Below are 15,405 nucleotides of genomic sequence, written 5' to 3' on the forward strand. Positions count from 1 at the left end.
TCCCTATGCGCTGGTGCGGCGAGCCGCAGCCTGAGTGATCCGGTCGAACATGACTCCGAGCAGGACGATCGCCAGCCCGGCCGCCAGCCCCTTGCCGTACAGCTGGCCCTGCGAGAAGCCGGCCACGACGTCGTAGCCGAGGGCGCCCGCTCCTACCAGGCCGCCCACCACAACCATCGACAGCACGTAGATCAGACCCTGGTTGGTCGCGAGCGTCAGGGCACTGCGTGACATCGGCAGTTGAACCTTGGTGATGATCTGCCAGGTGTTGCACCCGGCGGACGTCGCCGCTTCGACGGTGGTCTCGGGCACTGCCCGCACGCCGTCGGCGATGATCTTGATGGCGACCGGCGCCGCGTAGACGACGGCGGCGACGATGGCCGTGAACCGGGTCGCGCCGAACAGCGCGAGGAACGGCACGAGATAGACGAACGGCGGCATGACCTGCGCCGCGTCCAGGGTGGGCCGCAGCAGCCGGTCCACCAGCGTGCTGCGCCCCATCCACACCCCGAAGACGGCACCGAGCAGCATCACCAGCACCGTCGCGACCGCGGTCGACGCCAGGGTCGTCATGGCGTCCGACCACACCCCCGTACCGACCAGGAGTCCCACGCACACGGCCGTGGTGACCCCCGCGCGCCGGCCACCGAGCACCGTGCCGACGCCGATCAGAGCCGCGCCGACGAGCCACCACGGGGAGTCGGTCAGCAGGGTCTGGAACGGATTGAGCAGGCCGTAGGTGAGGGCGTCACGGAAGGCGTTCGTCAGGCCCGACAGGTTGTCCTGCGCCCAGGTGGTCACGGTGTCCGCGGCCTGCGCGATGGTGCTGCCGGTGCCGCCCTCGCCGGGGAACTCGGCCGCCCACACGTACGTGTGCGACAGATACACCAGCACCGTCGCCGCCACCGCGCCGCCCACCAGCAGCTGCCGGCGCCACCGGAGGAAGCGGTTCGTCGAACGCCGGGCCGCCTCCGCCCGTCCGCTCGCCGCGGTGGTGACCCGGTCCAGCACGATGGCCAGGACGACGATGGCGAGACCGGCGTTGAACGCCGTGCCGACGTCCAGCGACTGCAGGGCCTGGACGACGGTCTTGCCGAGGCCGGGCGCGTCGATCAGGGCCGCGATGGTCACCATGGCCAGGGCGGCCATGATGGTCTGGTTGACGCCCATCACCACGGTCCGCTTGGACATCGGCAGCAGGACCTTGAGCAGTGTCTGGCGGCGCGTGGCCCCCAGGGAGTCGGCCGCCTCGACCGTCGTCCGCGGTACGGAACGGATGGCGTGCGCGGTGATGCGGATCGCCGGCGGTGCCGCATAGATCAGGGTGGCGATCGTGGCGGAGGCGGGGCCGATGAGGAAGAACAGGGTCAGGGGGGCCAGGTAGACGAAGGTCGGCATCGTCTGCATGAAGTCCAGGAACGGCGTCACGATCCTGTTGAACCGGTCCGAGAGCCCCGCCCACACGCCCAGCGGAATCGCGAACAGCAGCGCCACGAAGACCGCGGAGAGGGTCAGCGCCAGCGTGTCCATGCTCTCCTGCCACAGACCCTGCAGCCCCAGGAAGGTGAAGCCGGCCACGGCCAGGAGCGCGACGCGCCAGTTGCCCACGGCCCAGGAGACGTACCCGGTGAGGCCGACGACGCCGAGCCAGCCGATCTGCGGCACCGGCCGGTCGCCGGACGGCTGGGAGATCAGCTCCTGGACGAAGGTGACCAGGGTGTCGATGACCAGGCGGATCTCGTTGAAGAAGTACAGGAAGAGCGGGTTGGAGTTGCGGTCGGCACCGATCGCGTCGTTGACGTCGTTGAACCAGCGGTGCAGATCGGTGAGGTCGGCCGCGGCCAGCGTCAGGGTCTGCTTTCCCCGCAGTACCGCGAAGAGCACCAGCCAGACGACCAGGATCGCGGCCAGGACCATGCGCCGGCTGACCCCGCGCCCGCCGGCGACGGGCGGGGCGGCCCGCTCCACCGGCCGCGCCTTCTCCGGATTCTCCGGTTTCTCCGGTTTCTCCATGACGACGGTCATCACATGCCGCCTTCCCGCCCGGCGACCACGGCGAGGATCTCCTCGTCGCCGACGATGCCGATCAGCTTGCCGTCCTCGACGACCTTGACCGGCTTCTCGGCCGCGAGCACCGCCCGGGTGGCCTCCCGCACGACGACGTCCGGGCCCAGCTCGGGCCCGTCCAGCGGGTCGTCGGGCTGGGCGGGACGCATGATCCACCGCAGCGTCAGTACGTCACCGCGTGCCACGTCCTTGACGAAGTCGCGTACGTAGTCGTCGGCGGGGGCGCCGACCAGTTCGTCTCCGGTGCCGCACTGGACCATCTTGCCGTCGCGCATGATGAGGATGCGGTCGCCCAGTTTGAGCGCCTCGGAGAGGTCGTGGGTGATGAACACCATCGTCTTGCCGACCTCGTGGTGCAGCCGGACGACCTCGCTCTGCATGTCACGGCGGATCAGCGGGTCGAGCGCCGAGAAGGGCTCGTCGAAGAGGAGCACGTCCGGATCGCCGGCCAGTGCGCGGGCGAGACCGACGCGCTGCTGCATCCCGCCGGAGAGCTGGTCGGGGTAGGAGTTCTCGTAGCCGGAGAGGCCGACGAGTTCGACGACCTCCAGCGCCCGCCTGGTGCGCTCGGCCCTGCCCATGCCGCGGATCTCCAGCCCGAACGCCACGTTGTCGACGACGCGGCGGTGGGGCAGCAGCCCGAAGTGCTGGAAGACCATGGAGAACTTGCTGCGCCGCAGTTCGCGCAGCCGCTTGTCGTCGGCGTCCCGGATGTCCTCGCCCTCGAAGACGATCTCACCGGCGGTGGGTTCGATCAGCCGGGTCAGACAGCGCACCAGGGTGGACTTGCCGGAGCCGGACAGGCCCATGACGACGAAGACCTCGCCGGGCGCGACCTCGAAGTTCACGTCGCGCACGGCGGCGGTACACCCGGTGCGGTCCATCAGCTCGCGGCGCGTGAGCCCGCACAGTTCCTCGGAGTCCGGTACCTGGTCCGCCTTCGGCCCGAACACCTTCCACAGCTTGCGCACGGAGATGACCGGCGTGGATGCCGCGTCCTGGGGAGTGCCGCGTCGCCGCGGCGCCTCGGTCTGTGTGGAGGTCATGGTCGCCCTCTTTCGGCGTTCAGCCGCGGAACCAGTGCTGCGGCCGGGGTCGGATGTTCTGCCAGATGTGCTTGGGCTCCCGGTACTCGCCCAGGCCGGTCGGTCCCAGTTCCCGGCCCACGCCGGAATGCCCGAAGCCACCCCATTCCGCCTGCGGCACATAGGGGTGGTAATCGTTGATCCACACCGTGCCGTGGCGCAGCCGCCGGGCGACCCGCTGGGCCTTCCCGGCGTCCTGCGTCCATACGGCGCCGGCGAGTCCGTACTCGGTGTCGTTGGCGATGCGGACGGCGTCGTCCTCGTCGGTGAAGCGCTCCACGGTGAGCACGGGTCCGAAGGACTCCTCGTGCACCACCCGCATGTCCTGCCGGCACTCGTCGAGCACGGTGGGCGGGTAGTAGTGGCCGTTCGCCAGGGCCGGATCGGCGGGGCGTTCGCCACCGCAGCGCAGTACGGCGCCCTCGGCGAGCCCGGCCGCGACATACGCCTCGACCTTCGCCAGGTGCTGCGCGGAGATCAGCGCTCCGGTCTCCGCCTGCGGATCGAAGGGGCCGCCGAGCCGGATCCGCCGGGCCCGGCGGACCACCTCGTCGACGAAACGGTCGTGCAGCGAGTCCTCGACGATCAGCCGGGCGCCGGCCGAGCAGACCTGCCCGGAGTGCAGGAAGACGGCCGTGAGCGCGAAGTCCACGGCCGTCTCGAAGTCGGCGTCGGCGAAGACGACGTTGGGGTTCTTGCCGCCCAGCTCCAGCGCGACCTTCTTCACGGTCGCGGCGGCGGTGGCCATGATCCGCCGGCCGGTGTCCAGGCCGCCGGTGAAGGAGACCATGTCGACGGCGGGGTCCTCGGAGAGCGGGGCGCCCACCTCGGGCCCGGCACCCAGGACGAGGTTCGCGGCACCGGCCGGGATCCCGGCCTCGTCGAGCGCCTTCATCAGCAGGATCGAGGTGGAGGGGGTCAGCTCGCTGGGTTTGAGGACGATCGTGTTGCCCGCGAGGAGGGCGGGGGCGACCTTCCAGCTCGCCTGGAGCAGTGGGTAGTTCCAGGGGGTGATCAGTGCGCACACGCCGATCGGCTCGTACACCACACGGCTCACGGCGTCGTCGCGGCCGGTGTCGATCACGCGGCCGGCGTCGGTGCCGCCGAGCCCGCCGTAGTAGCGGAGGCAGGAGACGACGTCGGCGATGTCGTACTCGCTCTCCACCAGCCGCTTGCCGGTGTCCAGCGACTCGGCGCGGGCGAACTCCTTGGCGTCGCGCTCGACGATGTCGGCGGTGCGCAGCAGCAGCGCGCCGCGCTCACGCTCGGGGGTGCTCGGCCAGGGCCCTTCGTCGAAGGCCCGGCGGGCCGCCGCGACGGCGGCCTCGGCGTCGGGGCGGGTCCCCTCGGACACGGTCGCGGAGAGCGTGCCGTCGGCGGGGCAGCGGATGTCCCGATGACCTCCGGCCACCGGATCCCGCCATTCTCCGGCCACATACAGGTCTGCCACGTCGGGAGCCCTTCGAGCGAATTTCGTTGCGCATGACGCATCGCATTGCTTTTGGTGGAACACTCTGGAGAACCCTGGAACCCACGTCAAGTGGTTGGGGGATGTCGGTTTGGCCAAGCGGACGACAGCGAGGACGCCTGGTCCGCAGGCCGGATACGGCTGATTTCCGATCCGAGCGCGAACGGAAAAATCTCTGTTACGGCAGCCGGTCGAGCAGGGCACGGCGCCACCGCTCGGTCTCGGCAATCTGGTTGAAGGTGAACAGGTGCAGGCCGGCCACGCCCGCCGAGGGCGCGGTGAGCGCCTGCGCACCGCGCGCGAGCAGCCGCTCGGGCGCGTAGCCGCCAGGGGTCGCGAAGCGCAGGAACCAGGAGGGGTGCCGGGTCAGGAAGCGGGTCGACTCCCCCACGCCGATCTTCGTCGCCATGGAGAGCAGCTTCGCCCGCTGCACCGGCCCCGCGACGCCCACATGCACGGGCAGCGCGACGTTTCGGCGGCGTATCCGGCCCACCCAGTCGCCCAGCACGCGCGGGTCGAAGCAGAGGTTGCTGACGATGTACGTGGCGTGCGCCCGCTTGTCCCACATCGCCTGGACGGTGAGGTCGTCGTGGATCAGCGGATGGCTCTCGGGGTAGCCGGTGATGCCGACCTCGGCGAAGGGGCTGCCCAGCTCGCCGAGCCTGCGCAGGACCGGCAGCGCCCCGTCGTAGGCTCCGGCGGGCGGATCGGCGTCGCCCGCCGGGACGAAGACGTCGTCGACGCCCGCCCCGCGGAGCCGGTCGACGACGTCCTTGAGGTGGGCGTCGTCCCGCAGCAGCCGCGCGGGCACGTGCGGGACGACACGGTAGCCGTGCGCCGCGAGCCGGGTGGCGAGGCCGAGGGTCGGTTCCAGGCCCTTGACCGGCGACGCCGTCACGGTGACGACGACATCGCGCGGGACATGGGCGAGCACCTTGTCCTCGGTCGCCTTCGCGGGCAGCACCTCGTAACGGACGCTGTCCAGCAGCACGCGGAGGCCTTCGGTGCCCAACGTCTACCCGGCCTGCTGCTGGGCGTCGCGGTACCGGTAGTACGCGGCCTTGGAGGGCGGCAGCGGTTCCTTGCCGAGGATGAGGTCCGCCGCCTTCTCCGCGATCATCATCACCGGCGCGTAGATGTTGCCGTTGGTGACATAGGGCATCACGGACGCGTCGACGACCCGCAGGCCCTCCACGCCGTGCACGCGCATGCTGGTGGGGTCCACGACGGACATCTCGTCGGTGCCCATCTTGCAGGTGCACGAGGGATGCAGGGCGGTCTCGCCGTCCTTGGCGACCCAGGCGAGAATCTCCTCGTCGGTCTCGACGGACGGTCCGGGCGAGATCTCCCCGTCGCTGTACGGGGCCAGGGCGGGCTGGTTGAGCAGCTTGCGGGCGACCCGGATCGCCTCGACCCACTCGCGGCGGTCCTGTTCGGTGGACAGGTAGTTGAAGCGCAGCGCCGGGTGCTCGTTCGGATCCTTGCTCTTGATCTTCACCGAGCCGATGGCGTCGGAGTACATGGGCCCGACGTGGACCTGGTAGCCGTGTCCGCCGGCGGGCACGGAGCCGTCGTAGCGCACCGCGATGGGCAGGAAGTGGAACATCAGGTTGGGGTAGTCCACGTCCTCGTTGCTGCGGGCGAAGCCGCCCGCCTCGAAGTGGTTGGTCGAGGCCGGGCCCTTGCGGAAGAGCCACTGCAGGCCGATGAACGGGGCGCGCCACTTCGCCAGGTACGGCTGCATGGAGACGGGCTGCTTGCAGGCGTACTGGATGTACACCTCCAGGTGGTCCTGCATGTTCTCGCCGACGCCCGGCAGGTCGTGGACGACGTCGATGCCGAGCGCGGCCAGTTCCTCGGCGTTGCCGACGCCGGAGAGCTGAAGCAGCTGCGGGGAGTTGATCGCGCCGCCGCAGAGGACGACCTCGCGGGCGCGCACCTGCTGGGGCGCGCCGCGGCCGCGCCGGTACTCGACGCCGACGGCACGCTTGCCCTCGAACAGGACGCGGGTGACCAGGGCGCGCGTCCTGACCGTGAGGTTGGGGCGCTTTCCGGCGGGCTTGAGGTACGCCTTCGAGGCCGACAGCCGACGTCCGCGGTGGACGTTGCGGTCGAACCTGGCGAAGCCTTCCTGCCGGTAGCCGTTGACGTCGTCGGTGGGGGCGTAGCCCGCCTCCTCGGTGGCCTTGAGGAAGGCCTCGAAGAGCGGGTTGGTGGCCGGGCCGCGTTCGAGGACGAGGGGGCCGTCGTGGCCACGGAACTCGTCGTCCGGGTCGGCCGCGAGACAGTTCTCCATCCGCCGGAAGTACGGCAGGCAGTGCGCGTAGTCCCAGGTCTCCATGCCGGGATCGGCGGCCCAGCGCTCATAGTCCATGGGATTGCCGCGCTGGAAGATCATGCCGTTGATGCTGCTGGAGCCGCCCAGCACCTTGCCGCGTGCGTGGTAGATGCGCCGGCCGCCCATGTGGGGCTCGGGTTCGGACTCGTACTTCCAGTCGTAGAAGCGGCTGCCGATCGGGTAGGTCAGCGCCGCGGGCATGTGGATGAAGACGTCCCACGGGTAGTCGGGCCGGCCGGCCTCCAGCACCAGCACCCGGTTGCCCGGGTCCGCGGAGAGCCGGTTGGCCAGTGCGCTGCCGGCCGATCCACCACCGACGATGACGAAGTCGTACTGCTGAGGAGCCATGGTGCCTCGTCTCGCTCGCGCCGTAGATTTGCGCGGAATGTTAGTACGAGTATCGCTATACGCACCAGGTTGCGAGCAACGCAACTTGTAAAGCGCAGGCGTCGATCCTGTGACATGGACCGCTGCCCTTGTTCTTTACTGCGCGTATAGTTTCGCTGTGAGCAACTTCAGTCCAGATAACGAAACGACAGGTTCACCGGCCGGCGGGGTGCAGTCCGTCGACCGCGCGATCAACGTGCTCGAGATCCTGGCCCAGCGCGGCGAGGCCGGCGTCAGTGAGGTCGCCGCCGAGATCGACGTGCACAAGTCCACCGCGTTCCGGCTGCTCGGCGCCCTGGAGGCGCGCGGCCTGGTCGAGCAGGCGGGCGAGCGCGGCAAGTACCGGCTCGGTTTCGGGATCGTACGCCTGGCCGGCGCGGTCACCGGACGGATCGACATCACCCAGCAGAGCCGCCCGGTCTGCGAGCGTCTCGCCGAGGAGATCGGCGAGACCGTGAACCTCGCCGTGATGCAGGAGCACTACGCGATCAACCTCTACCAGGTGCGCGGCCCGGGTGCCGTCACCGCGCACAACTGGGTCGGCCAGCTGACCCCGCTGCACGCCACCTCGAGCGGCAAGATCCTGCTGGCCCACATGCCCGTCCAGGAGCGCACGGCCCTGCTCTCCGAGACCGGGCTGAAGAAGATGACCCCGCGCACCCTGACCGCGAAGACGAAGCTCGAGAAGAATCTCGCCGAGGCCCGGGAGCGCGGCTACTCCTGGACCCTGGAGGAGCTGGAGCTGGGGCTGCACGCCATGGCGGCGCCGGTCCGCAACCGCGACGGAGAGGTCATCGCGGCCCTCAGCGCCTCCGGACCCGCCTACCGGCTCACCGAGGAACGTATGCACGCACTCGCTCCGGTGCTGGTCAAGGGCGCGCACGAGGTCAGCCATCGCATGGGCTACCTGGGCTGAGCTACCGCGACGGCGCCGCCCCCAGACGCGCCTGGACGAAGGCGTGGAACTCGCCGATGTGGTGCTCGCTGGGCACCAGGACGCCCCCCTTGGCGTACAGCCGGGAGCTCATCGCGGGCTGGCAGCGCTCGCAGGCGTCGAAGTCCTGCCGGTTGACGCGGTCGAACAGCTCCACCGACCGGCTGACGTCCTTGCCGCTCTCGACGACGTGCTTGAGGTAGAGCCAGTCGCACTCGACGATCGTGCGGTCCGCGGCGACCGGGTACATCCGGTGGAAGATCACGTGGTCGGGCACGAGGTTGATGAACACCTGCGGCCTGACGGTGATCGCGTAGTAGCGGCGGTCCTGATCCTCGGTGACCCCTGGAATGCGGTCCAGCCCCTCGGAGCCGTCGACCGTGAAGCCCTTGATGTCGGTGCCGAACTCCGCGCCGTGCCCCACGTAGTACTGAGCGGCGTATCCGTCGGCGAACTCGGGGAGCACCTCGGTGAGTTCGGGGTGGATCGTCGCGCAGTGGTAGCACTCCATGAAGTTCTCGACGATGAGCTTCCAGTTCGCCTTGACGTCGTAGACGATCCGCCTGCCGACCTCGAGGTTGTCGATGTCGTAGCGCTGGATCGACTCGGTGTCGCCGAGCCGTACGATCACGTCCTGCACGACCTCGTCGAAGGGGGGCGGGTCCTCCGCGAGGCACACCCACACGTAGCCGAGCCACTCCCGCGTCGCGACGCTCACCAGGCCGTACTCCGTGCGACCGACGTCGGGCATCTTGGTGAGGTTGGGCGCCGCGACGAGTTTGCCCGTCAGGTCGTACGTCCAGGCGTGGTAGGGGCACTGGAAGGCGCGCTTGACCTCGCCGGCCTCCTCCGTGCAGAGCTTGGCCCCGCGATGCCGGCAGACGTTGAAGTAGGCCCGTATGGAGTTGTCCCGTGCGCGGGTGATCAGGATGCTCTCGCGGCCCACCTCGACGGTCCGGAAGGCACCGGGCCTGGCCAGCTCGGAGGCGCGTACGGCGCAGAACCACATCGCTTCGAAGATGCGCTCCTGCTCCTGCGCGAAGATTCCGGGATCCGTGTAGGAGGAGCCGGGGAGGGTGGCGATCAGGCTGTCCGGAAGGCCGGGAGAGGTCACAGTGCACTCCTCGGGGAACGTCGTGGATCGGTCATTCGCACGCCGGGAAGAGCGACACCGGGCGTCGTTTCACATGGGGCAATACGGTGTGGTGCAGGCAGCGACGGCAGGAGATACCGCGCTGCAACGGTCACGACGGCGCGGCCGCGAGCTGCTTGCGCCACCGCGTGAACAGCCGTGGCTGGTTCATCCCGAGCACGGCGACCGGATGCCCGGCACGCCGGTAGACGGCCAGGACGTCGCGGTCGTCCGGGGCGCCTTCCTCGATCGTCACGCTGTCGGCGCCGGCCGCGTGACCGGCGAACTGGATCTTCACCCCGTACTGGTCCGACCAGAAGTACGGCGGACGGGGCACGCCCGGCTGCGCCGCACCCGAGGACAGCAGGGCGGTCACCGCCGCGTCGGGCCGCTCCCGCGCGCCCGTCCAGTGCTCGACGCGGCGATGGGCGCCGGCACGCGGGTCGTACCAGTTGGCGCAGTCACCGACCGCGACCACACCCGCCAGGCCGGTGCGGCCGTCCGCACCGCAGGTGACGCCGTTGTCGAGGGCGACGCCGGATCCCTCCAGCCAGTCGACGCAGGGGCGGGCGCCGACGCCCACGACGACGATGTCGGCGGGGACCGTGCGGCCGTCCTCCAGCAGGACACCGTCGACCCGGCGCTCACCGCTCAGCGCCTTGACGCCCACGCCGCACAACAGCCGTACGCCGTGATCCGCGTGGAGGGCGGAGACGATGCCGCCCATGGTCTCGCCGAGCGGTCCGGCCAGCGGCGTGGGCGCGGCCTCGACGACCGTCACGTCCAGTCCGAGAGCGCGGGCGGTGGAGGCGACCTCGGCGCCGATGAATCCGCCGCCGATCACGACCAGCCGTCCGCCCAGGGCCAGTTCGTTCTTCAGGGCGCGGGCGTCGTCCAGGGTGCGCAGGGTGTGCACACCGGCCAGACCGTCCGTACCCGGCAGCGTGCGCGCGGTCGCGCCGGTCGCTATGACGATGCCGTCGGCCCGGACCTCGCGGCCGTCGGCGAGCCGCACGGCGCGGTACGCGCCGTCGAGTCCGGTGGCGCGGGCGCCGAGCAGCCACTCCGCCCGCAGGTCCTCGTCGTCGGACTCCAGCGCGAGGTCGGCCTCGGCCATGTCGCCGGCCAGGAACTCCTTGGACAACGGCGGCCTGTCGTAGGGGCGGTGGGGCTCGTCGCCGATGATGACGAGGCGTCCGTCGTAACCCTGCCCGCGCAGTGAGCGGGCGGCGGACAGTCCGGCGAGCGAGGCGCCGACCACGGCCACGGTCTTCACGCGGGGCCTCCGGCGAGCCGGGCCGCGACGCACGGCGGCAGGTTGGGCGCGTCGGCCGACAGCCGGACGTGGATCATGCCGTCCTCGACGACGACCTGATGGGTGCGCACCGCACGCCTGGCCGGCGGGGCGTCCACGGCCCCGGTCCGCAGATCGAACTTCGAGGCGTGCAGCGGGCATTCCACCTCACACCCCTCCAGCCAGCCGTCGGCGAGCGAGGCGTCCTGGTGGGTACAGGTGTCATCGATGGCGTACACCTCGCCGTCGTCGGTGTGGAACACCGAGACCGGCGGATCGATGTCGAGCCGGAAGGCCTCACCTCGCGGCAGATCCACGAGACGACACACGGGAATCATCATGACACCTCGGTGCGTATAGCGAAACGGATTGCGGTGAACGCAACGTCAGTTTGAGGGCGGCCCTGACCCCTGTCAAGGCATCCAGAGGACAGGCCGCCCTGTAACTCGGCGTTGTCCGGAGCGAAACATCGCGCACGCCGGACCACGCGTCGCACCCGGGAGTCCGAGGCGCCGAACGGGGCTCGTTCGCCCTGGTCAGGAGGGCCGTCGGCGGATGCGCGCCGGACTCACGGGCACGAGGGGACCTCGCGCGGCGGTCAGAACCCGCGGTCGATCCACTCCTGGAGATGCGGGGCCTCGGCGGCGATGGTGGTCGTCTCTCCGTGGCCGGTATGCACGACCGTGTCGCCCGGCAGCGTCAGGAGCCGGTCCCGGATCGACTCGACGATGGTGCCGAAGTCGCTGTACGACCTTCCCGTGGCCCCCGGCCCGCCCGCGAAGAGCGTGTCACCGCCGAAGAGCGCCTTCAGGGCCGGCGCGTACAGACAGACCGCCCCGGGGGCGTGGCCGGGTGTGTGCACCACGGTCAGCTCGACACCCGCCACCGTGACGACCTGCCCGTCGGCCAGTTCGCCGTCGGGTGCCCGCTCGGGGTGGGTCTGCTTCCACAACGGCAGGTCGTCCGCGTGGAGCAGGACGGGAGCACCGGTGCGTGCGGAGAGTTCGGGCGCGGCGTCGATGTGGTCGTTGTGGGCGTGGGTGCACACGATGGCCCGCAGGGTGCGTCCGCGGAGCGCCGCGGCGATGGCCTCGGCGTCGTGTGCGGCGTCGACGACGACGGCCTCGCGGTCGTCACCGATGATCCACACGTTGTTGTCGACGTCCCAGGTGCCACCGTCCAGGGAGAAGGTGCCCGAGGTGACGAGGTGCTCGATACGGGCCCCCGCCATCAGAGGACCACCACCGAACGCAGCACGTCGCCGCCGTGCATCCGCTCGAAGGCCTTCTCGACGTCGTCGAGGGCGATGGTCTCCGTCACGAACGCGTCCAGGTCCAGCCGGCCCTGCAGATACAGGTCGATGAGCATCGGGAAGTCACGGGAGGGCAGGCAGTCGCCGTACCAGGAGGACTTCAGCGCGCCGCCCCGCCCGAAGACGTCCAGCAGCGGGAGTTCGAGCTTCATCTCGGGCGTCGGCACGCCGACGAGGACGACCGTGCCGGCCAGGTCGCGGGCGTAGAAGGCCTGTTCGTACGTCTCCGGACGGCCGACCGCCTCGATCACCACGTCGGCGCCGAAGCCGCCGGTCAGCTCGCGTACGGCCGCCACGGGATCGACCTGCCGGGAGTTGACCGTGTGGGTCGCTCCGAGCCGCGTCGCGGTGTCGAGTTTCCGGTCGTCGATGTCGACAGCGATGATCTTCGCGGCTCCGGCGAGCCGGGCGCCGGCGATCGCCGCGTCTCCCACCCCGCCGCAGCCGATGACCGCCACCGTGTCACCGCGTCCGACGCCGCCCGTGTTGATGGCGGCGCCGATGCCCGCCATCACTCCGCATCCGAGCAGGCCGGCCGCGGCCGCCGAGGCCGCCGGGTCGACCTTGGTGCACTGTCCCGCCGCCACCAGCGTCTTCTCCGCGAACGCGCCGATGCCCAGGGCGGGAGACAGCTCGGTGCCGTCGGTCAGGGTCATCCTCTGCTTCGCGTTGTGGGTGGCGAAGCAGTACTGCGGCCGCCCCCGCCGGCAGGCCCGGCACTGGCCGCAGACGGCACGCCAGTTGAGGATCACGAAGTCCCCCGGGGCGACGTCGGTGACGCCGTCCCCCACCGACTCCACGACACCCGCGGCCTCGTGGCCCAGCAGGAAGGGGAAGTCGTCGTTGATGCCGCCCTCGCGGTAGTGCAGATCGGTGTGGCACACCCCGCACGCCTCGACCTTCACCAGCGCCTCACCCGGACCCGGGTCAGGGACGACGATCGTCTCCAGACTGACGGGGGCACCCTTCCCCCGTGCGACGACAGCGCGGACCTGGTGAGCCATGGCTCCTCCTCAGCTGGGTCGAGACCCACGTCGAATGTTTCTCATTGCGATACGCATCTCATGTGTCGCAACAAAGCATCAGGGCGGGGCGAGCGGCGGTCAAGGTTGTCGCCGCTTGAATCAGGACCGTCCGCGGGGCCGGGGCAGCGACTGCGCGGCCACGGTCTTCACGCGGGGCCTCCGGCGAGCCGGGCCGCGACGCACGGCGGCAGGTTGGGCGCATCGGCCGACAGCCGGACGTGGATCATGCCGTCCTCGACGACGACCTGATGGGTGCGCACCGCACGCCTGGCCGGCGGGGCGTCCACGGCCCCGGTCCGCAGATCGAACTTCGAGGCGTGCAGCGGGCATTCCACCTCACACCCCTCCAGCCAGCCGTCGGCGAGCGAGGCGTCCTGGTGGGTACAGGTGTCATCGATGGCGTACACCTCGCCGTCGTCGGTGTGGAACACCGAGACCGGCGGATCGATGTCGAGCCGGAAGGCCTCACCTCGCGGCAGATCCACGAGACGACACACGGGAATCATCATGACACCTCGTTGCGCATAGAAGAACACGCTTCAATTTACGCAACGAGTCTGCGGGCGGTTCCGGAGCCCTGTCAAGGCGCCGGACAGTCGGCGAACGGCAACGGCCCGACCCCCTTATGACAGTCGCTATAAATCCGGGCTAGAGTCGATCTATAACGACCGTTATAGGAGGCAGTCGATGACCGTCATCACCGTGAACACCCCGCAGGGGCGCCTGAGCCTCGAGCAGCGCCGCACCCTGGCCGAGAGCCTGACCGACGCGGTGCTCGTGCCCGAGGTCGGCCAGTTCGCGCCGCCCGCGCGGGCCGGGTTCCAGGTGCACTTCGTCGAGCGTGAACCGGACATGATGGCCATCGGCGGCCGGCTGCTGGCGGACGCCGGTGAGGGCCTCGACGTCATGGTGATCGACGTGGCCGTCATGGACGGCGACTGGCGCCAGGAGGTCCGGACCGAGGTCATCGAGCGCATCCTGGCCGCTCTGGCCGAAGCCTGCGGACTGGCGAAGCCGTCGCCGGCCTGGTGGGTCACCTTCCGGGTCATCGACGAAGGCAGCTGGGGCTCCGGCGGCGGAGTCCTCTCCATCCTCTCCCTGCTGGACAGCGGCGTGTTCACCGAGGAGAAGATCAAGGCGATCCGGACCGCGATCGAGTCCTGACCCCCGGGGGCCCCTCGGGCAGGGCGGCGGAGCGTCGGCGATCAGGTCTGCGAGCCGCCGCCCTTGCCGGTGGCGTGGAGACCGCGCCTGCTGATCATGTCGGCGGCACCGGCCACGATGCGCTCGCGCGACGACGTGCCGGCGTGCCGGATGCGGCCATGACCGCACCCCTCCCTGGCTATAACGATCGTCATAGCCTAGCGTGACCTTCGCTTATAACGACTGTCATAGACCGTCTGTGCGGCGCGCTGTGCCGCGCCGCCGAAGGGAGACTTCGTCATGCCGTTGATCCGCCTCACCGTCCCGTCGGGTGCGCTGACCGAGGAGGGCCGGGGGACCGTCCAGCGCGACCTGGCCGCCGTCCTGTTGCGCTGGGAGGGAGCGCCCGACACGGCGTTCTTCCGCGCCCAGGCGTGGAGTCACCTCGTCGAGCTGCCGGAGGGGGCGCAGACCACGGCCGAGGACGACGAGCCCCGCTTCCTCGTGGACGTGACGGTTCCCCAAGGCGCGCTGTCCGAGCGGCGCAGGGCCGGCCTGGTCGAGGACGCCACCAAGACCGTGCTCGCCGCCGCGGGGCTCTCGCCCGACGACATCCTGCGGGTGTGGGTGCTGGTGCACGAGCAGCCCGACGGCACCTGGGGTGCCGGCGGCTCGGTCGTCCGCCACGCCGACCTCGTGGCCCTGGCGAAAGGGCAGCGGACCGATGCGTGAACTGACCTACGTCGCCCGGAACACCGTCGAATGGCGCGAGGCGCCCGATCCCTGGCGTTAGGTGCGCTACCACCGACCCGTCCCCCTGGAGACACCCCTGCGGGTCCACGCCCGGGTCACGGGCACCGAGGGCCGCAAGGTCTTCGTGGCCGGTTCGATCAGCACCGAGGAGGATCCGTCGGCCGTCGCGGTCACCGCGGACGGCGTCTTCGTCTCACCCGACCCCGACCGCACCCGCGCCCTGTTCCCGACCGCCCGCTGAGCCCTGGCGCCGCCACGGCCGGCGGCAGGAGAACGCCGACGGGCGGCGTACGCCGACGTGGTGTCGGGGTACGCCGCCCTGGGGTGGGACGAGCTGCCGGCCGGTGCTTCTCCCGGCGGACAGGCCCTAGCTCCAATGCTGGTGACTTAGGCAGCTGTGTCTCGTTGTCTTGTGTGTGGCGAGGGTGGGGCAGGTCAGGGCGCCTGCGGGTGAGCGGCTGTCGGAC

At 70.3% G+C, this 15,405-nt stretch carries 16 protein-coding genes; 4 read left to right on the plus strand and 12 right to left on the minus strand.

The annotated features are described in order from the left end of the window. Positions 1 to 3 precede the first annotated feature (3 nt). The 5 genes from ACZ6D7_RS40585 to betA all read right to left on the minus strand — a co-directional run bounded on the left by ACZ6D7_RS40585 (position 4) and on the right by betA (position 7,306). On the minus strand, positions 4 to 2,025 hold the full coding sequence (locus ACZ6D7_RS40585; protein ID WP_469502030.1) for an ABC transporter permease: 2,022 nt from the start codon (positions 2,023 to 2,025) through the stop codon (positions 4 to 6). Beyond that, a complete protein-coding gene (locus tag ACZ6D7_RS40590) occupies positions 2,025 to 3,113 on the minus strand; it encodes a quaternary amine ABC transporter ATP-binding protein (RefSeq protein ID WP_469502033.1) in 1,089 nt (362 codons plus the stop codon). The genes ACZ6D7_RS40585 and ACZ6D7_RS40590 overlap by 1 nt, the downstream gene beginning before the upstream one ends. Before the next feature lie 19 nt (positions 3,114 to 3,132). Beyond that, positions 3,133 to 4,602, minus strand: coding sequence for an aldehyde dehydrogenase family protein (locus tag ACZ6D7_RS40595; protein ID WP_469502036.1), 1,470 nt, complete (start codon positions 4,600 to 4,602; stop codon positions 3,133 to 3,135). Between the two features lie 196 nt (positions 4,603 to 4,798). Further along, entirely contained in the window at positions 4,799 to 5,632 is an 834-nt protein-coding gene (locus tag ACZ6D7_RS40600; protein WP_469502039.1) for a methylenetetrahydrofolate reductase, read from the minus strand. A gap of 3 nt (positions 5,633 to 5,635) precedes the next feature. Then, positions 5,636 to 7,306 carry a choline dehydrogenase gene (gene betA, locus ACZ6D7_RS40605; RefSeq protein WP_469502042.1) on the minus strand — a complete coding sequence of 557 codons (1,671 nt, stop codon included), beginning with the start codon at positions 7,304 to 7,306 and terminating at the stop codon, positions 5,636 to 5,638. Positions 7,307 to 7,514: 208 nt separating this feature from the next. Here betA and ACZ6D7_RS40610 point away from each other — a divergent pair, with 208 nt between their 5' ends. Next, entirely contained in the window at positions 7,515 to 8,261 is a 747-nt protein-coding gene (locus tag ACZ6D7_RS40610; protein ID WP_469502063.1) for an IclR family transcriptional regulator, read from the plus strand. 1 nt (position 8,262) lies between these two features. Here ACZ6D7_RS40610 and ACZ6D7_RS40615 read toward each other — a convergent pair whose 3' ends face one another. The 6 genes from ACZ6D7_RS40615 to ACZ6D7_RS40640 form a co-directional block, all read right to left on the minus strand. After that, entirely contained in the window at positions 8,263 to 9,393 is a 1,131-nt protein-coding gene (locus tag ACZ6D7_RS40615; protein WP_469502044.1) for an aromatic ring-hydroxylating oxygenase subunit alpha, read from the minus strand. Between the two features lie 130 nt (positions 9,394 to 9,523). Next, entirely contained in the window at positions 9,524 to 10,687 is a 1,164-nt protein-coding gene (locus tag ACZ6D7_RS40620) for an NAD(P)/FAD-dependent oxidoreductase (protein WP_469502047.1), read from the minus strand. After that, positions 10,684 to 11,046, minus strand: coding sequence for a bifunctional 3-phenylpropionate/cinnamic acid dioxygenase ferredoxin subunit (locus tag ACZ6D7_RS40625; RefSeq protein WP_469502049.1), 363 nt, complete (start codon positions 11,044 to 11,046; stop codon positions 10,684 to 10,686). Before ACZ6D7_RS40625 ends, ACZ6D7_RS40620 begins: the two co-directional genes overlap by 4 nt. Before the next feature lie 257 nt (positions 11,047 to 11,303). Continuing rightward, positions 11,304 to 11,936, minus strand: coding sequence for an MBL fold metallo-hydrolase (locus tag ACZ6D7_RS40630; protein ID WP_469502051.1), 633 nt, complete (start codon positions 11,934 to 11,936; stop codon positions 11,304 to 11,306). Beyond that, positions 11,936 to 13,021, minus strand: coding sequence for an S-(hydroxymethyl)mycothiol dehydrogenase (locus tag ACZ6D7_RS40635; protein WP_469502052.1), 1,086 nt, complete (start codon positions 13,019 to 13,021; stop codon positions 11,936 to 11,938). Before ACZ6D7_RS40635 ends, ACZ6D7_RS40630 begins: the two co-directional genes overlap by 1 nt. 167 nt (positions 13,022 to 13,188) lie before the next feature. Then, positions 13,189 to 13,551 carry a bifunctional 3-phenylpropionate/cinnamic acid dioxygenase ferredoxin subunit gene (locus tag ACZ6D7_RS40640; RefSeq protein WP_469502049.1) on the minus strand — a complete coding sequence of 121 codons (363 nt, stop codon included), beginning with the start codon at positions 13,549 to 13,551 and terminating at the stop codon, positions 13,189 to 13,191. Positions 13,552 to 13,729: 178 nt separating this feature from the next. Between ACZ6D7_RS40640 and ACZ6D7_RS40645 the strand changes: the two genes are divergently transcribed. Next, complete coding sequence (locus tag ACZ6D7_RS40645; RefSeq protein ID WP_469502054.1) at positions 13,730 to 14,206, plus strand: tautomerase family protein; 477 nt, start codon at positions 13,730 to 13,732, stop codon at positions 14,204 to 14,206. A 41-nt stretch (positions 14,207 to 14,247) separates the two neighbouring features. Here ACZ6D7_RS40645 and ACZ6D7_RS40650 read toward each other — a convergent pair whose 3' ends face one another. Continuing rightward, positions 14,248 to 14,400 (minus strand): hypothetical protein, encoded by a 153-nt coding sequence (locus tag ACZ6D7_RS40650; RefSeq protein WP_469502056.1) that lies wholly within the window; start codon positions 14,398 to 14,400, stop codon positions 14,248 to 14,250. Positions 14,401 to 14,485: 85 nt separating this feature from the next. Here ACZ6D7_RS40650 and ACZ6D7_RS40655 point away from each other — a divergent pair, with 85 nt between their 5' ends. Then, complete coding sequence (locus tag ACZ6D7_RS40655) at positions 14,486 to 14,917, plus strand: tautomerase family protein (protein WP_469502057.1); 432 nt, start codon at positions 14,486 to 14,488, stop codon at positions 14,915 to 14,917. 61 nt (positions 14,918 to 14,978) lie between these two features. Further along, positions 14,979 to 15,179, plus strand: a complete 201-nt coding sequence (locus ACZ6D7_RS40660; RefSeq protein ID WP_469502060.1) for a hotdog domain-containing protein — start codon at positions 14,979 to 14,981, stop codon at positions 15,177 to 15,179. Positions 15,180 to 15,405: the final 226 nt, after the last annotated feature.

The organism is Streptomyces sp. NPDC041784 (genome assembly GCF_055591025.1).